The organism is Leptothoe sp. EHU-05/26/07-4 (genome assembly GCF_043421015.1).
GTDB lineage: Bacteria > Cyanobacteriota > Cyanobacteriia > Phormidesmidales > Phormidesmidaceae > Leptothoe > Leptothoe turfae.
Genome location: NZ_JAXSQV010000007.1, coordinates 181,951 through 201,649 on the forward strand (window position 1 = coordinate 181,951; position 19,699 = coordinate 201,649).

Consider the following 19,699-nt stretch of genomic DNA (forward strand, 5'->3'; position numbering starts at 1 on the left):
ATCGGTAGGAGCATCCCCCTGAGGAGTGCCTGGTCAGGATAATGGCTTGTGAATGCCACCAATGAAGCAGAAACCTTGTCTAAAATAAGGCAAGGTACATCGGCATTCCCCATGCGCAAATTCCCGTTTCTGACTCAGCTGTTAACGACCAGCCTCATGGGTATTGCCATTGGTTTGGTGGTGGGCTGGAGAAAACAGGCATATACAGAGAATGCCCCATCGGTGGCGCAGGCAGTCGTTGTGCCCATGGAATTTTTGGTGTTAGCTGGGGGTGGGGCTGCTTACTACAACGAAATTGCCCTGGAGAAAAACGTACGTTACTTTCAACGCACTCTCAATACCCTCAAAATTGACATCAGCAGTGTTCGCCAATATTTTGCTAACGGCAATGATGGTCAGCCCACCGTTCGCTACATCAACCTTGTCGGGCAAGAGCAGTTTAAGCCTCCAGAAATTGACAGTCTGGATGGTGCTGCCACCGTTGATAATGCTCAAAAATGGTTTGACGATTTAGCCAATAAGTCTTCACCATGCCCAGCATTTTTCTATTTCACTGGCCATGGTGCTTATAACAGCGAGAATCCCGATAACAATGCGATGATTCTCTGGGAAGAGAAATTGGTTTCAGTGCAACAACTGGGCGGTTGGCTCGATCAGCTATCATCCGATCAACCCTTTGTGGCAATGATGGCCCAGTGTTTTTCAGGATCCTTTGCTAATCTCATTTATGAACAGGGTAATCCTGAAAATCCTGTTGCTTTACAAACTCGCTGTGGTTTCTTTGCCACCGTCGCTGAGCGGCCATCGGTGGGCTGCACGCCCGCAGTGAATGAGGCCGATTATCGTGATTACAGCTCTAGCTTTTTTGCTGGATTAAGCGGTGTTGACCGTGTAGGCCAGCCAGTGGCATCGGCTGACTATAATATCGACGGAACAGTCTCCTATGCTGAAGCCCACGCCTTTGCAAAAGTTGATGAAGAGACCACTGACTGGCCCGTGTCTACCTTAGAAGTGTGGTTGCAAAAACAAGCCAGCAAAGACAAGATTGCTGAGGTTTTGGCCCGGCCTATGGATGACATTCTGAACCAGGCTGAACCCCATCGCCAGCATGTAATTCGTGCGCTGAGTGAGAAGCTTTCTCTGGATCTAAAACAGTCCTATTCTAGTCAAATGCCCCCGATTGATTTTGAATCTGTTACCGGTGCCTACTGGGTGCGTTTAGGCATGGAACTGGTCAACATCTCAATGATGCAACAGATTCAGCAGGGCGATCAAGATGACTTAAAACTAGTGTTAGAACAAATTACGAACTGTGAAAACAGCAGTATTGCCACACCACAGTCGTAGGGGCGCTGGGGCTTATCCGTTTGAAGTATTTGTCTGACAAATAGTCTAGACATCTTTTTATAAGAAAATATTATCAATTGATTTTAAGATTGACATTTTACAAATCATGATAAACCGCTAATCATAGGAATTAACCTATCAACCATTCCAGCAGATAGCTCCTGTGGTTAAGCTGACTGGTTGGTACTCATCCTTTCAAGAATCTGGGCGTTTACGCGACAGTTCGCAGTACTGATCCAACGGTTCCCGGCAATCTGTCGTTATATCTGGGATTAAGACTGCTTCGCTCGCCTGACCATTTACCTTCTAACTATTATGGAATCCTTATCGGCATCAAAGTCCCCTCGCTGGAGTAGCTGGTTCAGTGGCACCCACGTTGTACGCTTCTTAGAGCTGATACAAGACTTGATTGTGATTTCTCTCTGCATTGGTTTGTTTAGCTTTATGGTGATGCAGCTACGAGAGATGTTTTTGTCACTGTTACCCCCTTTGAATTTCCCTCAGGTCACCGCCGATATATTGTTCCTGCTGATCCTGGTAGAACTGTTTCGGTTGTTGATTATCTACTTGAAAGAGCACCGTGTTTCTATTGGTGTGGCGGTGGAAGTCTCGATTGTGTCAGTGTTGCGGGAAATCATTGTGCGGGGCATTTTGGAAACCCCGTGGGTGCAGGTCATGGCTGCCTGTTCTTTTCTGCTCGTGTTGGGGACTTTATTGGTGGTCCGTGCCTGGATTCCGCCCACATTTGATGGCATTGACCCTGAGCAGCAGGTGTCTCGTCGTCATCGGATACGCTTTGCCAAAAAATTAGCTGAAATGGAAAACAAACTGGATGCTGAATTACGACAGTCTTAACTGGGCAGATGCGAGAGATTGGCAGCTCAATCTTGTCGAGAGCTGCCTGGATTCGACAACAAGCACTGATATAGTTCGCGACGATGTTTAGTGTTTTTAGACATTTATCAACAACACTGCTCCAGCTTGATGGATATGGGTACTAATGCTCGGAGCAGCCATAACCAAATCGGCGGCTTAGTTGTGCTTGATTGCCAACTGGCCGCCATACTCAGTGGGGATTTGACTTTCAGCAGCTATTCCCTTGATCTCGCTATAGAGTTTGATGTATTCCAGGGCAGAGTTTTCCCAACTAAAGTTTTCTGCCATGGCCCGCTGCTGTAGTTTTTTCCAGAACGGCTTGTACTGGAAGCCTTCCCAGGCACGTACCATACAGGTAAACAAATCTAACGGCTCATAGCGGTCAAAACAGTAGCCGGTACCAGTGCCAGTGACGGGGTCGTGATGGCTAACGGTATCCACAAGGCCACCTGTACGCCGCACAATCGGTACACAGCCATAGCGCATCGCAATCATTTGACTGATGCCGCAGGGCTCAAATTTTGATGGCATTAGGAAGGCATCAGCGCCAGAATAGATTTTTTGGGCTAGCTGGCTACTGTACATCAAATAAACTGAGACGCGACCGGGGAAACGGTTAGATAATTCCCAAAGCTGTGTTTCGTAATGGCGGTTTCCAGAGCCCAAAAGTACGAGCTGTGCATCGGTATAGGCCAAAAATCGATCCATCGTCTGCAAAATTAGGTCGATACCCTTTTGCTCGACTAACCGGCTAACCAGACCAATGAGAAAACGCCCGTCGTTAACTTCTAAGCCCATTTCTTTCTGGAGGGCTTCTTTGTTGAGCGCGCGTTTTTCTAAGGTTTCTGCTGTATAGGTCTGGGTAATTTGCGCATCGGTTTCAGGGTTGAACTCATCGAGGTCAATACCGTTGACGATGCCGCTCAGTTTCTCACTGACATAGGACAGCAGTCCTTCTAGTTTCTCGCCGTATTCTTTGGTTTGGATTTGTTGAGCATAGGTGGGAGAAACGGCATTCACCCGGTCGGCATATAGTAGGGCGGCTGCCATGGTGCTGTCACCCTTCATGTACCAGGGACACCAGGTGATTTTGTCGAGTTTCCAGCGCCAGGGGCCTTGATAAGCCAGATTGTGAATGGTAAATACAGTGGAAATTTCAGGGGATTGATGCATCCAGACTGGAATCATGCCCGTGTGCCAGTCATGGCAGTGAATGATATCGGGTTTCCAATGGTTCCAGCAAAATTCGGCAGCACCGTTAGCAAAGAAGGTAAAGCGCCAATCTTCGTCTGGAGTGCCGTAAATTTCATTGCCATCAAAGGCAGGATGACCAAATAGGTATAGCGGGACCTCTGATTTTGGCAGTGTGGTTTCGTACACTGCAAAGGCATTGAACATGGCATACCCCCACCAGGTGGGCTCGTCGGGGATCCCTACCTTGTCTCCCATAAAGCCGTAATAGGGCATAAATATGCGCACGTCGTGCCCCATGGCGCGCAGTGTTTTGGGTAATGTGCCGACCACATCTCCCATGCCACCGACCTTTGCTAAAGGTGCGGCCTCTGCTGCCACAAATAAAATTCGCATCGCGTTCCTATTGCCCCGATGAAAAACCCATCTTCCACGGGATCAAGTCTAGAGGGGGATTGGATTTGTGCATAGTGTTTAAGCCTACGGAAGGGCAAGTAAACCAATCAATTCTTAGGGACGTTGCAGGCAACGCCCCTAAGAATGTAGACCGCTCGACTATGGACGAATGCGCAATTAACGGTTTTCAGCGTTGATCGTATCCAAAATTGCTTGGGCACCGGCATCTCTAGCTCGCTTAGCCAAAGTAGTTCCCATTTCATCCGCTGTCGTCACAGGACCTGAGATTTCATCCTTCACCACTGTCTGACCATCCAGGCTAGCGACGATACCGGTCAGTGTGAGAGTATCTCCCTCAATCACGGTGTTCACACCAATGGGGACCTGACAGCCACCTTCTAGCTCCCGCAGGAATGCGCGCTCTGCGTAGCAACGCTGGGCAGTGGGTAAATGCTCCAGTGTTTTAATAACCGCCAGAATATCGTCGTCACCGCTGCGGCACTCGATACCCAGGGCACCCTGACCCACAGCATGCAGAGAAACATCGGCAGGAACCACTTGCTGAATGCGATCAGCCATGTCCAGACGCTTTAAGCCCGCGACAGCCAAGATAATGGCATCGTACTGGCCTTCATCGAGTTTACGTAGACGGGTATTTAAGTTGCCGCGAATATCTTTAAATTGGAAAGACGGGTAGTGATGACGCAACTGGGCGAGACGACGTAAGGAAGACGTCCCAATGACAGCGCCTTCAGGTAGCTGATCCAGATTTTTACCCGCATGCTTCTCGTGGGCAACCATGGCATCGGCGGGGTTTTCTCGCTCGGTCACGCAGCCTAGCATTAGTCCTTCGGGTAGGCGAGTGGGTAAGTCTTTCAGAGAATGAACGGCACAATCAACGGTGCCGTTGAGCATGTCGTCCTCAAGTTCTTGGGTAAAGAGGCCCTTGTCGCCAATTTTAGAAAGGGAGACATCGAGAATTTTGTCCCCTTGGGTTTCCATAGTTTTAACTTCGAAGTTAATCTCAGGAAAGCGTTTTTGTAGCTCACCCTGCACCCAGTGGGTTTGCACTAGGGCAAGCTGACTTTTACGAGAACCAATCCGAATAGTGCGGGTTGCTACATTTGGGGACATAGTTAACAGATTTGTTTTATGGTTAGACAGCCAGCAAAGGCCTGCTGACAAAAGATTTACACAAGATCTTAAGGTTACAGCACGGACGACCGCTCACGGTTGCAAAGCAGCGTAAGTACAAAGTTCTGTAAATGAGTGTTTATTTTAGTTTACGAAAGCGGCATTGGTTTCGATGCTTGGGCCAGCGACTAGCGGGTAGTTTAGCTGTCCTTACATTAATGTCGTTGCCAGCCTATGGTCAGCGTTTAGACCCGGTGCTGCTGGATGCATTTCTGAGTGATCCGTTGGAGGAGGAACCACGGGATCCGTTGCTACCGACGGCGGTGGTGGACCGTCCCCTGAGTCCTCTAGAACTTTACGCTCTGGAACTGGCGCTATTTCAACTGGATGCTGAAGCGCGGGCACTGCTGCTGGCGGAACAGCCTGATGAAGCGTTTGAGTTATGGATGCGCGAGGTGCAACTACGTCGTGTATTTGGCCTTGAAGCAGAATTGGAAGCGTTGAGCCGTATTGGTCAGCAGGCTTGGAATTCGCAGCGATCGCAAGAGGTCCGTTTAATGTCGGTGCGGCTGGAGCGGATTTGGGAAGCAGAAAAGGAATCGGCCACCTTAGAACGGGTGGAAACCATTGCGACGATTGCTCAGACGTTGCGGATACGGGACACGTCCACGGAGATTTATCAGCAACTGATCGACATGACCGCAGCGGATACGCTGACTCAGCAGGGGTGGGTGGTGGTGCTGGCGGCCCACTATTTACAGTGGTTTGATTTTGATAATGCGGCTCAGCTATATACCCAGTTAATTGACAGGGCTGACATCCAAGGCAACACCCTGGAGCATACGCAATATTTGAAGGAGCTGATTTATAGCTATCAGCAAGCCAAAGACTATGCCCAAGCACTGCCGGTGCAAACCGAGTTGCTAAGACTGTATAGAACGACGGCTCAAAATGATCGCGAACCCCCCCTAGAAATTGATATGGCTCGTAATTTTCGAGCCATTGGGGTTTATCCCCAGGCGCTGCAGTATTACAACCTGGCCTACGTGACGGCCCAGAGCCTACAGCTGTATGGTCATGTGAGTACTGTGCTGAAAGACTTGGGCGATTTGTATGCCGAGCAAGGCCTGACCAATGAAGCGCTCACCATGTATAACCTGCTGGTCAGGGCTGAGCAGCAAGCGTATAACCAGCACGGCATTTTAGAGGCCTATGACCGCCTGGGGCAGCTATACCTGAGCATTGATGATCGCGACAATGCTTTGGTTGCTTTTCGTGCAGGGCTGGCGTTTTCGGAGTCCCTTCAATACCGTGAAGCCTACTTTAGAGGTGAGGTGGCCAAGCTCAGTTTAGACCGTACCCCAGAGGACACTGCTGAGGCTGAAGAGACTGAGCCCACCCTGGGGGACTCTTTAAGGGAGGAACTCAAGGATAATCCTCCCTTTGATGTTGCTCCGGTGGAAATTGAGCCCCCCGACGATGGCGAGCTCAGTGAAGAAGATCTCACGGAGGATGCAATCCCTGAGGAACTACCTGAGGTGGAAGTGATCACCGACGAAACCATTGATATTACACCCGAGGAGCCTACACCTGAGGCTCCACCAGCACCAGGGTCAGATAATTAAATCAGCAGTTTTAAGCCAATTGCCCCCAGTAGCACGAGGACAATCTGCCGAAAGTTAGCGGCATCAATATATTTAGATAGCCAAATCCCGAGGCCTAAACCTGCGACAAAGAACGGTGCTGCATATTCTACCTGGGTGAGTAGGGCGGCGCTGAAATCGCCTTGCCAGATGTGGGTTGCGATCGCAACCAACGACAGCACACAAAACACCCCCGGTAAGTTGCCCTTAAACTGCTCAGGGCTCCACTGATTGCAGTTGCCATAGATCACAATCGGCGGCCCACCAATATTAAAGGCCCCTGTCAAGACGCCCGAGGCTGCACCAAAGGCATAGGCCCAGGGGCGTCCGGTCAGTTCTGGTAGCGATAGCTGTAGCCATGAGTAACCAACATAGGCCAAAACCAGAACACCGAGCGCCTGTAGCGCCAAATGCTCTGGGACATAATGCAGGCCCATAACGCCCACTGGAATTGTCACCAGGGCAGCCACCGATAAATGTATGATCCGGGACCATTCAAAATTCTCCCGGTAGTACCACCAGAGGACGACGTTGCCAATCAGCCCCACGGCGATCACTAAAGTCACCGCCAGCTGTAGGTCCATAAAAAATGGCAGCAATGAGACTGCTACCAGGGCAAACCCAAACCCTGTCAGGCTCTGCACTAGAGACGCCAGCCCCACAATTAAACCAATCCAGAGACTGTCAGCCATACTCGCATTGAGGATGTCCATAGGGTCCCGCCATGATTACGTACTTCTAAATCTTACTGATTATTAAGAAAAATGTTGTGATGTAAATCGTAGCTTTTCAGCCTAATGTGCTGGCTACTGATGTAATTTACGAGTTTAAGTGCTAAATAGTTGAATATACAACTAGTGAAGTGTGACTTAACCATGGCGGCAACCTACGGTACCCCTAAAGAAATTGCTCGTCAGATGACCAATCACTGTATTGCCATGCGATTACGACAAATCAATCGTATGGTTACGCGTCTCTATGACGAGGCTTTGCGCCCCTTAGGCTTAACCGTTAATCAGCTCAACATCTTAGCCACAATTATTAGTCGGGGGCCAATTGCCCCTGGCCAGCTAGGGCAAATGCTCGGCATGGAAAAGTCCACCATTAGCCGCACCATTGACCGCATGCAGAAACATGGTTGGATTGAGATTGGGCCTGGCAAAGACAAACGGAGTCAGTTCCTCAAGGCCACGCCCCAAGGTCGGCGACTGTTACTCACAGCAGCCCCGATATGGCATGAGCTTCAGGCCAATGTGCTAGACTCCGCCGCTGAAAATGCAGGAGTACTGGCTGCATTTGGCCTTACAGCACCTAAAACTGAGGAAAACCAACAAGAAGATCCAGATGACTTCTACAGCGATGAATTTGCTACGGATTTCTATTCTTAATACTGTAGGGGCGTTCCATGGAACGCCCCTACAGTAGGTTATTCATTCGCTAGCGCCATCGCCTTCTGCTGCATTGTTTTAAAGATGTTGTAGAACCCATTGGCTCGCGATGGCGTGAGGCTCACATCCAGTTGGGTCTCTTTTATAAAGTCGGGTTCCAACTGCACGATGTCGTGAGGTGGTATTCCCTTGAGACCCTCAATCAATAAGGCGACCAGACCCTTCGTAATTTGTGCATCTGAATCACCTTGAAAACAAACATTGCCCTCTTCATCAGCATTGGCAAGGATGTAAACCTGTGAGACGCAGCCTTTTACCTTATTTTCAGGTGTCTTAGCATCTTCAGGAAAACCCTCTAGACGTTTGGCGTACCACAACAACTGCTCGTAGCGACGTCGCGGGTCTTGAATCCGTTGAAAACGTTTGACAATTTTGTCTAAGGCGGGAGGACGAGCGGAATTAACGGACATCTGCAAAATGCGATTTTTTTGCCATTACGAATGTCTCTAGTGTAAACCGCTCAAGTCTCTATCAAGGCTTTATTGCTCAATAAGGTAGGATTATTAGCCGCCATTTGCCTGTCAATCACCGTTTTCCTTGTTAATCATGAAACGATTGGCAACAGTCTCAGGCTGTAGCGCTGACAAAATCACATGGTCTGAGTCGGTGACGATCACGGCCCGTGTACGCCTGCCGTAGGTGGCGTCAACCAGTTGTCCTGTGTCGCGGGCATCGCCAATCAATCGTTTGATCGGTGCAGATTCGGGGCTAACGATGGCAACTACCCGATTGGCAGATACGATATTGCCAAAGCCAATGTTGATAAGCTTAATATCCATAAGTTCAAAAGCAAGCATCTAGAGCACAAAATTGCAAAAGCAGCAACAGCTACCATGCTTAATAATGCGCTCGTTTAAGTGCGTAAATGACTAAATCCTAGTACCGAAATGTTAACTAAAAAAATAGGAATTAAACATGAGAAAAATGAGGCCTAATGATTGAGAATGACGAATTCTTCATGGATTTACTGACCTCCAGTGTGCTCGCTTCTTAAGGAGCTTGAATAAAAAACGGGTAAATCTTTCAAAAATATCCAAATTTGCTGATAACAGAGGATAAAGAGTGCAACCGGTTGATATAACAACCCTTAGAGCCATTTGTAGTGAATTTTCTTCCGAATGGTTGCCTGCTCGCTGTGAACAAGTTGTGCAACGAGATCGTAATACTGTTTGTCTTGGACTGCGGACATTTAATCGACGTGGATGGCTGACAATTTCTTGGCATCCTCAGGCGGCGCGTATCCACATTGGGATGGCTCCTCCAAAACGGCCTGACACCTTTACCTTTAGTCAGCAACTGAAACATCAGTTCAGTGGACTTGCCTTAACGAAGATTAATTTTCTTGCCCCTTGGGAGCGTGCTGTTGATCTGCAATTCGCTCGGCGTCCTGATGAGCCTGCAGAATGGCATCTCTATGTGGAAATTATGGGTAAGTACAGCAATGTTTTGTTGACCAATGCCCATCAGGAAATTGTGACCGCTGCACACCAGGTGAATGAGCAGCAATCAAGTGTTCGCACTATCCGCACAGGGGGGCGATACAAGCCACCGCCGGCCATTGTGGGGACGTTGCCCCGTTTAGACGAGCCATGCACTGACTGGCAAGAACGGATTGGCCTGGTGCCTGGCAAGCTCAGCAAAATGATGGTGAAAAGCTATAGCGGTCTAAGTACAGCGTTAGCAAAACAACTAAGCCGAGCAGCTGGTCTAGACCCAAATCAAACCACCGATAGTTTGACAACTGATGATTGGCAGCAACTCTATTTGCAATGGCAACGCTGGCTTCAATGTCTAGGGAAAAATGACTTTCAACCAGCCCATGTCGATCAGGGGTACACGGTGTTGGGCTGGACGCAATCATCACCAGGGTTTTCTGGTTCTATCCAACAGCTGTTAGATGATTACTACACGACGCAGCTCAACCAGCAGACATTTACGCAGATCCATCACCAACTCACTCAAAAGATAAAAGGTCTAACGAAAAAACTGCGGCAGAAAGCGGCTAATTTCCATCAGCGGCTAGATGATTCTGACCAGGCCGAGGGCCATCGTGTGCAGGCAGATTTGCTGATGGCTTATCTGCATGAGTGGCGACCGGGTATGACATCAATCCAACTTCAGGATTTTGACTCGGGCAAACCCGTTATTCTGGCACTAAACCCCGAAAAAAATGCGGTGCAAAATGCCCAAGCATTATATAAGCGACATCAAAAATTAAAGCGCACCCGTCAGGCCGTCATGCCTTTGCTCGCAGAGGTAGAAACGGAGCTGCATTATCTTGAACAGGTAGAAGCCGCCCTCAGTCAAACCCCTCGATACACCATGACTGACGATCTCGCCGCCCTTGAAGAAATTCGAGATGAGTTGGTGCAACAGGACTATATAGCCGATCCGCACCAACGCCAATGGAAACAACAGGGACGGGGACGGGAAGAGAAACTGCCCAATTTCTATAGATGCCAAACTCCTAGCGGGACTGAAATATGGGTGGGACGCAACAATAACCAAAATGAGGCTTTGTCATTTAAAGCGGCCAATGACTATGATCTATGGCTACATACTCAAGAGATTCCGGGTAGCCATGTGTTGCTGCGTTTAGAGCCTGGTGCTGAAGCCAGTGATGAAGACCTGGGCATGGCAGCCAATATTGCGGCCTGGTTTAGTCGAGCCCGTCAGTCGGAGCAGGTGCCGGTGGTTTACACCAAACCCAAACATGTTTATAAACCTAAAGGCGCTCGCCCAGGCATGGTGATTTATAAGCATGAACACGTGCTTTGGGGCCAGCCGCAAAAGGCAAAAGCGTATTTGGAAAAGCAGGGAGATGAGTGATGAGTTTTGACCCACCGTCCCAACGTCTGCACCCTCTCAGTGTGGCTCCCATGATGGACCGCACGGATCGTCATTTTCGCTATTTCATGCGGCAGATTACGCAAAAAACGCTGCTATATACCGAGATGATTACGGCTCAGGCGATTCTCCATGGCGATCGCACCAAGCTTCTGGGGTTCGATCCCCTCGAAAAACCCCTTGCTTTGCAGATTGGGGGCGATGACCCTCAGCTTTTGGCCAAGTGTGCGCAGATTGCTGAAGATCTGGGGTATGACGAGGTCAACCTGAATGTGGGCTGCCCTAGCAATCGGGTGCAAAGTGGTAACTTTGGGGCCTGTTTAATGTCGCAGCCAGAGTTGGTGGCGGATTGTGTCGCGGCGATGCAGGCTGTGGTCGATATTCCGGTGACGGTGAAGCACCGCATTGGCATTGATGATTGCGATCGCTACGAAGACATGGTCAGATTTGTGACCACCGTAATGGCAGCAGGCTGTCATCGCTTTACCGTCCATGCCCGTAAAGCATGGCTCCAGGGACTGAGCCCCAAAGACAACCGCACGATTCCCCCCCTACGCTATGACGATGTTTACCGTCTTAAGCAAGAGCATCCCGAATTGTGGATTGAAATCAATGGCGGTATCAAAACCCTAGAAGAGGCTGACACCCATCTACAGCAAGTGGATGCTGTGATGATTGGTCGCGCTGCCTACGATACCCCTTACCTATTTGCCGTTGCCGATCGAGATATTTATGCAGCCAATGCTCCCTTGACTCGCCATCAAATAGTGACTGCCATGCTGCCCTATATTGCTCGCTGGACTGAACAGGGCACAAAGCTACATTCCATTACCCGCCATATGCTACAGCTCTTCCATGGTCAGCCAGGCAGTCGGGCTTGGAAACGACACTTAACTGACCATAGCTGTCGTGCTGGTGCAGGTGTGGATGTGGTCAAAGAAGCCGCTGCGCAAGTTGTAGAGGCAATGAGTAAAAATACCTATAACACCATGCTTTTGTCAACGTAAATGTCCTAGATATAGACAAAAACAAATACCTTGGTGACAAAAATTTTAGCTCTTAATAAACCTTAAAAAAGTATTACGATTTGATACAAAATGGGGGCATAAATTAGTTCACCCCTTAGATGTCACGAGTAAAGATTACGGTTTATGGACGGGTGCAAGGTGTGGGCTTTCGTTATCACACACGCCAAAAAGCACAAGAATTAAAGTTGACAGGCTATGTCACCAATAAGCCTGACCATACGGTAGAAATTGTGGCGGATGGTTCTGATGAGCAATTAAAGGCCTTGATTGAATGGGCAAAAAAAGGGCCTGAACGAGCTAGCGTCAGGCAGCTTGAAGTGGAAGAATGTTTGCCCATCAATCGTTTTGATGAATTTGTTATCGAGTCTTGATAGGAAGTGCTCGGTAACGTCTTGACTGCTTCTTAGCGGTTACAGCAGCGTGAATACCATGACTAGGCCGATGGTTGCCATGAAGGTCAGGATAAAAATGTCACGTCTCAAGGTACCACTGCTAGTTCTGTGAAAGTGACTGCGATCGCTGAGAGTGGCTGCAGCAGCAATGCCACCATCAGGATATCCAAGGGCATAGCCATTCGGATTCTGGGTTGGAAACACCGGTATGGTGGTCGGGTAGCTAACATAGGCAGGCTGTTGAGGGGCCAGTTTGGACTCCTCTAACGGCACAAACATGGATTCTCGGATAACCAGGTCAATTTCGTAACTGTTCCAGCCTTTCTCCCGCAGGACTGAGGCCGCCGCATCGGGACCACGATTTAAAAAATCCAGATCCGATTGACTCGGTTCAGCATGCTCAGAACGCAAAGAGTTAATCGGTGGCCCAAACACCTGTTGTAGCTCGTCCAGTTCCCTGGATTGGGCTTGGATCGTTTCAAATTGCTGGTGGCTGATGTCAATGTTCTTTAAGACTGCATTGATCTGCTCACAGGACCAGCCGTCTCTACACAATGTACGAGCGGCTCTAATATCGATTGCTTGCTCTAAGGCATCATGCTGAACGTGTTTCATATACCCCTAGATTCTTCAGCTACATAGCTAGGTAGATACGCTGGTCTGAGTCGAGAGCCCTTCTTCGACGGTGTATGCCTGCTATGGGTTAATTAGCAGGGTAGCTATATCCAAACCTCAAACTAATCAGGTTTTAAATATGCCTCCCTATGACTACATATAAATGACTGGTTCAGAGAACAGTAGTTCCACCTAAAATGACCTTTGAGAAACTTCATAGCACGTGAAGGATTAATGAAACTCCTATAAAAATTAGTCCTCCCAGCCAAACCAAGAGGGTGAAGGCTTTGAGTGTGGTCGCCGCAGCGTTTCTACGGGGGGACGGGTGGGGCGGGGTGAGCCGTGGGCGATGACTACGGTGATTTTCGACCTGGAGGTCGTGGAGGAGGGCAAAACCGATGTCGTCTAAGGGGGGGATTGCGGGTTTTAGCACACTGCGAATCTGCTCAAGATGCCAACCATGGTGACTCAAAATAGAAGCGGCTTCTTCCACACCTCGGTTCATTACCAGCAGAGTTGGCCTCTGGTGAATATTGATTTTTGTAACGTTAATTTCGGTTGACCGGCTCAATTTAGGTGGGGGACCAAATTTACGCTGTAGCTTTTCTAACGTGGTTGCTTGCTCCTGAATTCTCTGAAAATTTTCCACACTGATACAACCATTTTTGAGAACGCCGTTGATTTCAACTAGCATCCATCCTGCTCTACATAATGAGTGGGCCGCCCGTACATTTAAGTCTTGTCTAGACAAGTCATAGCGGTAAAAATCTTCCATGGGAGCAAGTTCGACTGAAGATAGAAGATATCCACACCGTGGATCACGCTACAGTCCGACGAGGTTACTGGATAAAGGTATCAATGATTTTCACGTCATCTAACGACCTTAAGAATTAATCAAGGGTGTTGGCTGTTAAGGGCAGGACGTATGGAACCCAGGGAAAGGTTGCACTATACCCAATAGCGACAGAGCCGACTTTTAATTGGGGCGTTCCATAGAAGCTGTCTATGGAATTGAAGGATAAAAACATCTTGCAGGTAGAAATAAGCCTTTGTAAGATTTGGTCATCACGTTATTCGTGGGCTAGCGATTTTAGAATCATGAATCAGCCAGTTTCAGAGATGAGAGATTGCACTATACCAATGGAGATGTTCACCATGGGGCTGAAATTTTTATAGATAGAGGCTTAGAGGTGCCTGCTGTTACAACAGAAAAAATGATTGCAGTTGCTCCCATGGCTGTTGAAGCAACGGATTCTCATCTGTTGTCAATGATGAAAAATGCAGGTTGAAACCTTTCTCCATAGGCGATTTCATGTCTGAAAGAACAATGGCGACAGACCCAGATTGTTGTTTTAGTGGGTAGGGGTGGAAGTGGCGATGATGGCATTTGTGCCGCCAAGCATTTAGCTAGTCGGGGAAGCCATGGGACATAATGTCTCTCCATTTGAGGAGCCTTGTTGTATTTGCCTGATGGCTAGCAATTCATGTGTCTAAAAGTAAATTTAGGTAAGTAATGTCATGCCAGTGCTGCCCTTTGTATCACTATTGTCAAAAGAACGCTCATTTTTTAGAGTTAGAGACCTATTATGACTGGACCAGGGTTTGCGTTAGCGGTTGGCCTAGCATTTATTCATGCGTTTGTTTCTAAATTAAATATTTTTTCCTTCATTCCTGAATTTCGCTGGATGTCCTTTGCGGGCGGAGTATCTATTGGCTATGTCTTTTTGGAGGTTTTTCCCGAGTTAAGTCATGCTCAAGAGACGATAACGCACTCTAATATTCCATGGGTTGCGTATGTGGAAAATCATGTTTACATACTGGCGCTGTTGGGCTTGTTGGTGTTTTATGGGTTAGATATTTTGGCACTTAAATCTCGCCTGCATAACAAAACTAAGAACAACCAGGACAGCACCCAGAATCCTGTTTTCTGGATTCACATTGCGGCGTTTGCGATTCTCAATATGGTTGTTGGTTACTTACTGCAAGAGCTGGCTAACCACACACTGCTGCAATGTCTATTATTTTTTGCCGCCATCGCCCTGCACTTTTATATTATTGACCATGGCTTACGGGAGCATCATCAGGCTCCTTATGACAAATATGGTCGTTGGCTGCTGACAGCTGCAATTATGGTGGGTGCGATCGCAGGCCGCTCCCTCCACCTCAGTGAAGCCGGAATTCTAGCTGTTTGGTCCTTCCTGGCTGGCAGCATCATTCTCAACATTTTGAAACGAGAGCTGCCCGACGAAAAACAAAGCTGTTTCTTTTCCTTTGCCACGGGGACAGCGCTTTACACAACTTTATTGTTGCTTGTTTAGGGAGTTCTCATAAACACTTGCAATAATCTCCCTGCTCGAAGATTTTAGGAGAACGACCATGCCTGATGTCACAACACAGTGGTATCGCGTTCTAGATCTAGATGAGTTACCTGAAGGCCGAGTTAAAACCGTTGTAGCTGGTCATAAAAGCCTGGCCCTCACCCACTACCAGGGCCAATATGGTGCTTTAGACAACCGCTGTCCTCACCAGGGTGGTCCACTGGGTGAAGGCTCCATTGAGAATGGTCTGTTGCGTTGTCCCTGGCATGGCTGGGACTATTGCCCGTTAACGGGGGCACCACCTGGCGCTTTGGAAGTGGATGATGCCTTAGCAACCTTTCCCGTAGATGTGCGTTCAGATGGTGTGTATGTGGGGTTAGACATTGAACAGCCCCACATTCGTACCGTTAGCGATGTAATGGTAGAAACCATGGTGAACTGGGGCGTGACCCATGTGTTTGGCATGGTGGGCCATTCTAATTTGGGTCTGGCAGATGCCATGCGTCGCCAAGAAACTCAGGGAAATCTCAGTTATATCGGTATTCGCCATGAAGGGGCAGCGGCGTTTGCAGCTTCGGCCTATGCCAAACTAACGGGCAAACCTGCCGCCTGTTTAACCATTGCGGGTCCTGGTGCAACAAATTTACTGACGGGTATGTGGGATGCCAAGGTTGATCGTGCGCCCGTATTGGCCCTAACCGGGCAGGTCAATACCCAAGTGTTGGGCACTGGCAATTTTCAGGAGTGTGATCTATCAGCGGCTTTTAGTGGCGTTGCGGCCTGGAGTCATACAGTTCTAAGCAATAGCAGACACGCTGAGCTGATGACCCTGGCCATTAAGCATGCTCTGCTCAAGCGGGATGTCTCCCATCTGATTTTCCCTGATGAGATTCAGGTGCAGACAGCGGTCGATGTGCCTGCCTCAGATCCCATTGGTCGGATGACTCCGTTACACATTGCGCCACCACCGGAGTCGTTGCAAAAGGCCATGGATACATTGCAAAAATCTCGTCGACCGGTGATTATTGTTGGCCACGGTGCCCGTTTTAATATGGCTGCGGTCATTGAGTTAGCAGAAACGTTAGGGGCTCCAATTCTGACCACGTTCAAAGGCAAAGGATTAATTTCCGATCACCATCCTTTAGGTTGTGGTGTTTTGGGACGTAGTGGAACCCCCATTGCCAGCTGGTTTATGAATGAAGCGGATGTTCTGCTTGTCTTGGGAGCCTCGTTCTCAAATCATACGGGTATCTATCCTGGTAAGCCGATTATTCAGGTGGATTTTGACCCGCTGGCCCTGGGTAAGTTCCATGCGGTGGAGGTGCCTGTGTGGGGTGAAATTAGTGTTGTTGTGGCGCAGTTGCAGGCGGCGTTGGTCGGAAACGTGGAGACGGAGGATCAGCGATCGCAAATTGCAGACCGCTGGGCCATCTGGCGAGCCGAAAAAGCCCGCCGCGAAGCCGACGACCGTGGACAAGGAGTTAATTCTGCCAGTGTTTTTGCTGCCATGACCCGCCATGTGCCCGCCAATGCCGTCATTGCCGTGGATGTGGGCAACAACACCTATTCCTTTGGCCGTTATTTTGAATGTCAGGCCCAGTCTGTCTTGATGTCTGGCTATCTCGGCTCGATTGGGTTTGCCTTCCCGGCAGCCATGGGGGCTTGGGCAGCCGCAGGTCAGGAGCGACCGATTGTGTCAGTCTCTGGCGATGGTGGTTTAGGTCAATATCTCGCTGAGTTCACCACCGCTGTGAAATATGGCATGAACATTACTCACATTTTGCTCAACAATTCTCAGCTTGGCAAAATCTCTAAAGAACAGCGTGCTGGAGAGTGGGATGTGTGGCAAACGTCACTCCATAATCCTGATTTTTCAAAATATGCCGAAAACTGTGGTGGTTTGGGTATTCGGGTCACTCAAAAGGAGGAACTGGATGAGGCAATTACTCGCGCCCTTGCCTATCAGGGACCCGCCCTGGTGGAGATTATTGCAGATCCAGAGTTGATTTAGGCGCTTGCGCTTAAAGATATCACCCCATTCCCCCATCACTCATCCATCCACCCATCCACAACACCAAGCCCACTCTAGTTGACTCAAAACTTTAAACCATGACAGAACAACTTTCTAAAATTACCCAGCATCAATGTGAAAATGCGCCTGCAAAGTATGATGACCTGAAGGCCTTATTCCTCAATTGCACCCTCAATCGTACGCCAGTGCTTTCCCACACTCGCGGAGTGATCAACATTGCCAAAGAGATTTTTGAAGCCAATGGTGTGCAAACCAAAGTGATTCGTCCCGTTGATTACGAGATTCCGGCGGGTTTAGGCTTAGATATGTCTGAAACCCCCGAATGGGATAAAGATGACTGGCCTCAGTTGCAAAAACAGATCGATGAGACTGATATTTTGGTGTTGTGTACTTCAGTGTGGCTAGGAGAAAAAAGCTCTGTGTGTAACCGTGTTTTGGAACGGATGTATGGCTACACTCACCTGCTGAATGAGAAAGGCCAGTACCGTGACTATGGCAAAGTGGGGGCCACATTGATCACAGGCAATGAGGATGGTGTAAAACACTGTGCGATGAATATTCTGTTCTCACTGTCTCACATTGGCTATACAATTCCTCCCCAGGCTGATGCTGGTTGGCTCGGTGAAGTGGGGCCTGGACCGTCGTATTTAGATCCAGGTTCCGGCGGCCCCAATAACGATTTTACGAATCGGAACACCACGTTTTTGGCCTGGAACTGTATGCACCTGGCACGCATGCTTAAGGATCATGGCGGGATTCCAGGCCATGGTAATCAGCCTGATGCTTGGGATGCTGGATGTAAGACGGACTTTAAGAACCCCGAGCACAAGGTGTAGGTTGGGTTGTCATACGCCGAAACCCTTGCCTCTGAACCAATTTTTTATGAACCCAACAATGCCAGCACCCATTGTTCTCGTTTTTTGTGGGCGTTGGGTGATCGGTAATGTTGGGTTCATAAGGGTTTTGAATAGTCTGAGAGCTTTTGGTGTGGGGTAACCCAACCTACGTTAATACCCTGTATGTTTCTGAAACTCTGCTCATCAATGGACACTTCACGGTCAATCTTTGTAAGATTTGATGCAAGGGACATCATGGGCATTTGCCGTTTGGGTATCAGGAACTATGACAGATGCTAGATCTCCAGAGCAGCCTGGAGAAACCTTGCTCACGGCGGTGGAGCCGTTGAGCGCTAATCCTCGCTCATTAAGGTATCGTGCGATCTCAATCTGGTTGTTGGGCTTTGCTGCCTTAGCGGGGGCAACTACCTGGGGCTATATGCGTTATCGGGCTCCTAGCTCAGAGCCGATTGCCGTTCCCCTGCATACGGTGGAACGCTCGACGGTGGAGCTAACGGTCACCTCTGGTGGCACCCTGGCTTTGGGAGGTCAGCAGACGCTGAAATCGCCGCAAAATGAAGCGACCGTTGAGCAGGTGCTGGTGGAGGTGCGCACCCTGGTGGAAACTGGTCAGCCGTTGCTGATTTTGCGCGATCGCAGCAACGAGCGAGAGGTGCGATCGCAACAGGTCGAAATCCAAAAAATCCAGCTGGACCTGAATCGTAATCAAGAAAAAGTAGCCGAAGTCGAGCAGCGAGTCACTGCTGCGATAGAGCAATACCAAGAGTCTCAGGAGTTAGCAGCTCAAGGATTTATTTCAGAAGATGAGGTGCGCGAAGATGAAAACGCCTTAGAGCGAGTCCGTTCCGAACTCAAAGATGCCCAACTGACTGTCATCAAGTCTGAGTTAGACCTCAAGACAGCTGCTGAAACCCTGGATTTGCTAGAACAGCAGTTTAATGATCGAGTGATTACGTCACCGATTGATGGGGTTGTGCTTGAAGTGCAAGTGAGTGCTGGTGAAGCCATTGCCACTGATAAGAGCCTGCTGACGCTGGGGGACCCCAATCAAGAGATTGTTAACCTACAGCTATCTACCTTGGATGCCGCCAAAGTTAGCCTTAATCAACCTGCTAGAATTCGTGCCATTGGCCCGGATGCGCAAGACTTTGACGGACGGGTGGTGGCTTTAGCACCCCAGGCCCTATCGGCGAGTAACGGTGGTAGTTCTCAAGAAGGGCAAGCCAGGGTGACCGCCAAAGTAAAACTAGACAGTGCCAGTCAGGCATTGATTCCTGGCAGTTTTGTCAGTGTTGACATCATTACAGAGCAACAAAAAAATGTGCTGGTGGTTCCCCCTGAAGCGATCCAGCGCGATCAGGGCGAGCCATTTGTTTGGATTAGAAATCAGCGGGGTAATGCGATCCAACAGCCCATTGAACTGGGGCTACAAGGGTTAGATTTAGTGGCGGTAACAGAGGGGTTGAGCGTAGGCGATCAAATTGCCCTGGTCCCCCCTACCATGACCGTTACGCCTGGCATGCCCCTTAGTGAGTCTCCTGCACTCCCTATCCCTGAAGAATTTAACCAATAATT

19 protein-coding genes are annotated in these 19,699 nt (G+C 49.0%); 12 read left to right on the top strand and 7 right to left on the bottom strand.

The genetic code is table 11. The features are described from left to right. Positions 1 to 48 precede the first annotated feature (48 nt). The gene (locus U2F10_RS25205) at positions 49 to 1,347 is read left to right on the top strand and encodes a Caspase domain-containing protein (protein WP_499873637.1); all 1,299 of its coding nucleotides are present in this window, start codon (positions 49 to 51) and stop codon (positions 1,345 to 1,347) included. Between the two features lie 315 nt (positions 1,348 to 1,662). Next, complete coding sequence (locus U2F10_RS25210; RefSeq protein ID WP_163661386.1) at positions 1,663 to 2,202, top strand: phosphate-starvation-inducible PsiE family protein; 540 nt, start codon at positions 1,663 to 1,665, stop codon at positions 2,200 to 2,202. Positions 2,203 to 2,379: 177 nt separating this feature from the next. Here U2F10_RS25210 and glgA read toward each other — a convergent pair whose 3' ends face one another. Further along, positions 2,380 to 3,810 (bottom strand): glycogen synthase GlgA, encoded by a 1,431-nt coding sequence (gene glgA, locus U2F10_RS25215; protein ID WP_499057209.1) that lies wholly within the window; start codon positions 3,808 to 3,810, stop codon positions 2,380 to 2,382. Positions 3,811 to 3,987: 177 nt separating this feature from the next. After that, the gene (gene hemC / locus U2F10_RS25220) at positions 3,988 to 4,944 is read right to left on the bottom strand and encodes a hydroxymethylbilane synthase (protein WP_163661382.1); all 957 of its coding nucleotides are present in this window, start codon (positions 4,942 to 4,944) and stop codon (positions 3,988 to 3,990) included. A gap of 131 nt (positions 4,945 to 5,075) precedes the next feature. On the opposite strand from hemC, the gene U2F10_RS25225 reads away from it, so the two are divergent. After that, a complete protein-coding gene (locus tag U2F10_RS25225) occupies positions 5,076 to 6,569 on the top strand; it encodes a tetratricopeptide repeat protein (RefSeq protein ID WP_499873638.1) in 1,494 nt (497 codons plus the stop codon). Here U2F10_RS25225 and U2F10_RS25230 read toward each other — a convergent pair. Continuing rightward, a complete protein-coding gene (locus U2F10_RS25230) occupies positions 6,566 to 7,300 on the bottom strand; it encodes a sulfite exporter TauE/SafE family protein (protein ID WP_499057205.1) in 735 nt (244 codons plus the stop codon). The two genes, U2F10_RS25225 and U2F10_RS25230, sit on opposite strands and share 4 nt — an antisense overlap. A 162-nt stretch (positions 7,301 to 7,462) precedes the next feature. Here U2F10_RS25230 and U2F10_RS25235 point away from each other — a divergent pair, with 162 nt between their 5' ends. Continuing rightward, a complete protein-coding gene (locus U2F10_RS25235; RefSeq protein ID WP_499873639.1) occupies positions 7,463 to 7,975 on the top strand; it encodes a MarR family winged helix-turn-helix transcriptional regulator in 513 nt (170 codons plus the stop codon). Positions 7,976 to 8,013: 38 nt separating this feature from the next. Here U2F10_RS25235 and U2F10_RS25240 read toward each other — a convergent pair whose 3' ends face one another. Then, the gene (locus U2F10_RS25240; RefSeq protein ID WP_163701286.1) at positions 8,014 to 8,445 is read right to left on the bottom strand and encodes a SufE family protein; all 432 of its coding nucleotides are present in this window, start codon (positions 8,443 to 8,445) and stop codon (positions 8,014 to 8,016) included. Between the two features lie 111 nt (positions 8,446 to 8,556). Next, positions 8,557 to 8,814 carry an extracellular matrix/biofilm regulator RemA gene (gene remA / locus U2F10_RS25245; RefSeq protein ID WP_006517162.1) on the bottom strand — a complete coding sequence of 86 codons (258 nt, stop codon included), beginning with the start codon at positions 8,812 to 8,814 and terminating at the stop codon, positions 8,557 to 8,559. A 283-nt stretch (positions 8,815 to 9,097) separates the two neighbouring features. On the opposite strand from remA, the gene U2F10_RS25250 reads away from it, so the two are divergent. The 3 genes from U2F10_RS25250 to yccX all read left to right on the top strand — a co-directional run bounded on the left by U2F10_RS25250 (position 9,098) and on the right by yccX (position 12,281). Continuing rightward, positions 9,098 to 10,864: an Rqc2 family fibronectin-binding protein gene (locus tag U2F10_RS25250; protein ID WP_499873640.1), complete on the top strand. Its 1,767-nt coding sequence runs from the start codon at positions 9,098 to 9,100 to the stop codon at positions 10,862 to 10,864. After that, positions 10,864 to 11,889: a tRNA dihydrouridine(20/20a) synthase DusA gene (gene dusA / locus U2F10_RS25255; protein WP_499057198.1), complete on the top strand. Its 1,026-nt coding sequence runs from the start codon at positions 10,864 to 10,866 to the stop codon at positions 11,887 to 11,889. The genes U2F10_RS25250 and dusA overlap by 1 nt, the downstream gene beginning before the upstream one ends. Positions 11,890 to 12,008: 119 nt before the next feature. Beyond that, entirely contained in the window at positions 12,009 to 12,281 is a 273-nt protein-coding gene (yccX, locus tag U2F10_RS25260) for an acylphosphatase (RefSeq protein ID WP_163661369.1), read from the top strand. A gap of 39 nt (positions 12,282 to 12,320) precedes the next feature. On the opposite strand, the gene U2F10_RS25265 is transcribed toward yccX, so the two are convergent. Both U2F10_RS25265 and U2F10_RS25270 read right to left on the bottom strand, forming a co-directional pair. After that, entirely contained in the window at positions 12,321 to 12,917 is a 597-nt protein-coding gene (locus U2F10_RS25265; RefSeq protein WP_163661367.1) for a hypothetical protein, read from the bottom strand. Positions 12,918 to 13,131: 214 nt separating this feature from the next. Continuing rightward, positions 13,132 to 13,692, bottom strand: a complete 561-nt coding sequence (locus U2F10_RS25270; protein ID WP_499057192.1) for a hypothetical protein — start codon at positions 13,690 to 13,692, stop codon at positions 13,132 to 13,134. Between the two features lie 541 nt (positions 13,693 to 14,233). On the opposite strand from U2F10_RS25270, the gene U2F10_RS25275 reads away from it, so the two are divergent. From U2F10_RS25275 to U2F10_RS25295, 5 genes are all read left to right on the top strand, one after another. Continuing rightward, positions 14,234 to 14,350 (top strand): NAD(P)H-hydrate epimerase, encoded by a 117-nt coding sequence (locus U2F10_RS25275; protein WP_499874510.1) that lies wholly within the window; start codon positions 14,234 to 14,236, stop codon positions 14,348 to 14,350. 153 nt (positions 14,351 to 14,503) lie between these two features. Next, positions 14,504 to 15,235 carry a hypothetical protein gene (locus U2F10_RS25280; protein WP_163661363.1) on the top strand — a complete coding sequence of 244 codons (732 nt, stop codon included), beginning with the start codon at positions 14,504 to 14,506 and terminating at the stop codon, positions 15,233 to 15,235. A gap of 58 nt (positions 15,236 to 15,293) precedes the next feature. Then, entirely contained in the window at positions 15,294 to 17,246 is a 1,953-nt protein-coding gene (locus U2F10_RS25285) for a thiamine pyrophosphate-binding protein (protein WP_499057189.1), read from the top strand. 98 nt (positions 17,247 to 17,344) lie between these two features. Further along, a complete protein-coding gene (locus U2F10_RS25290) occupies positions 17,345 to 18,103 on the top strand; it encodes a flavodoxin family protein (RefSeq protein ID WP_163703142.1) in 759 nt (252 codons plus the stop codon). Between the two features lie 286 nt (positions 18,104 to 18,389). Beyond that, complete coding sequence (locus tag U2F10_RS25295; protein WP_499873641.1) at positions 18,390 to 19,697, top strand: efflux RND transporter periplasmic adaptor subunit; 1,308 nt, start codon at positions 18,390 to 18,392, stop codon at positions 19,695 to 19,697. Positions 19,698 to 19,699: the final 2 nt, after the last annotated feature.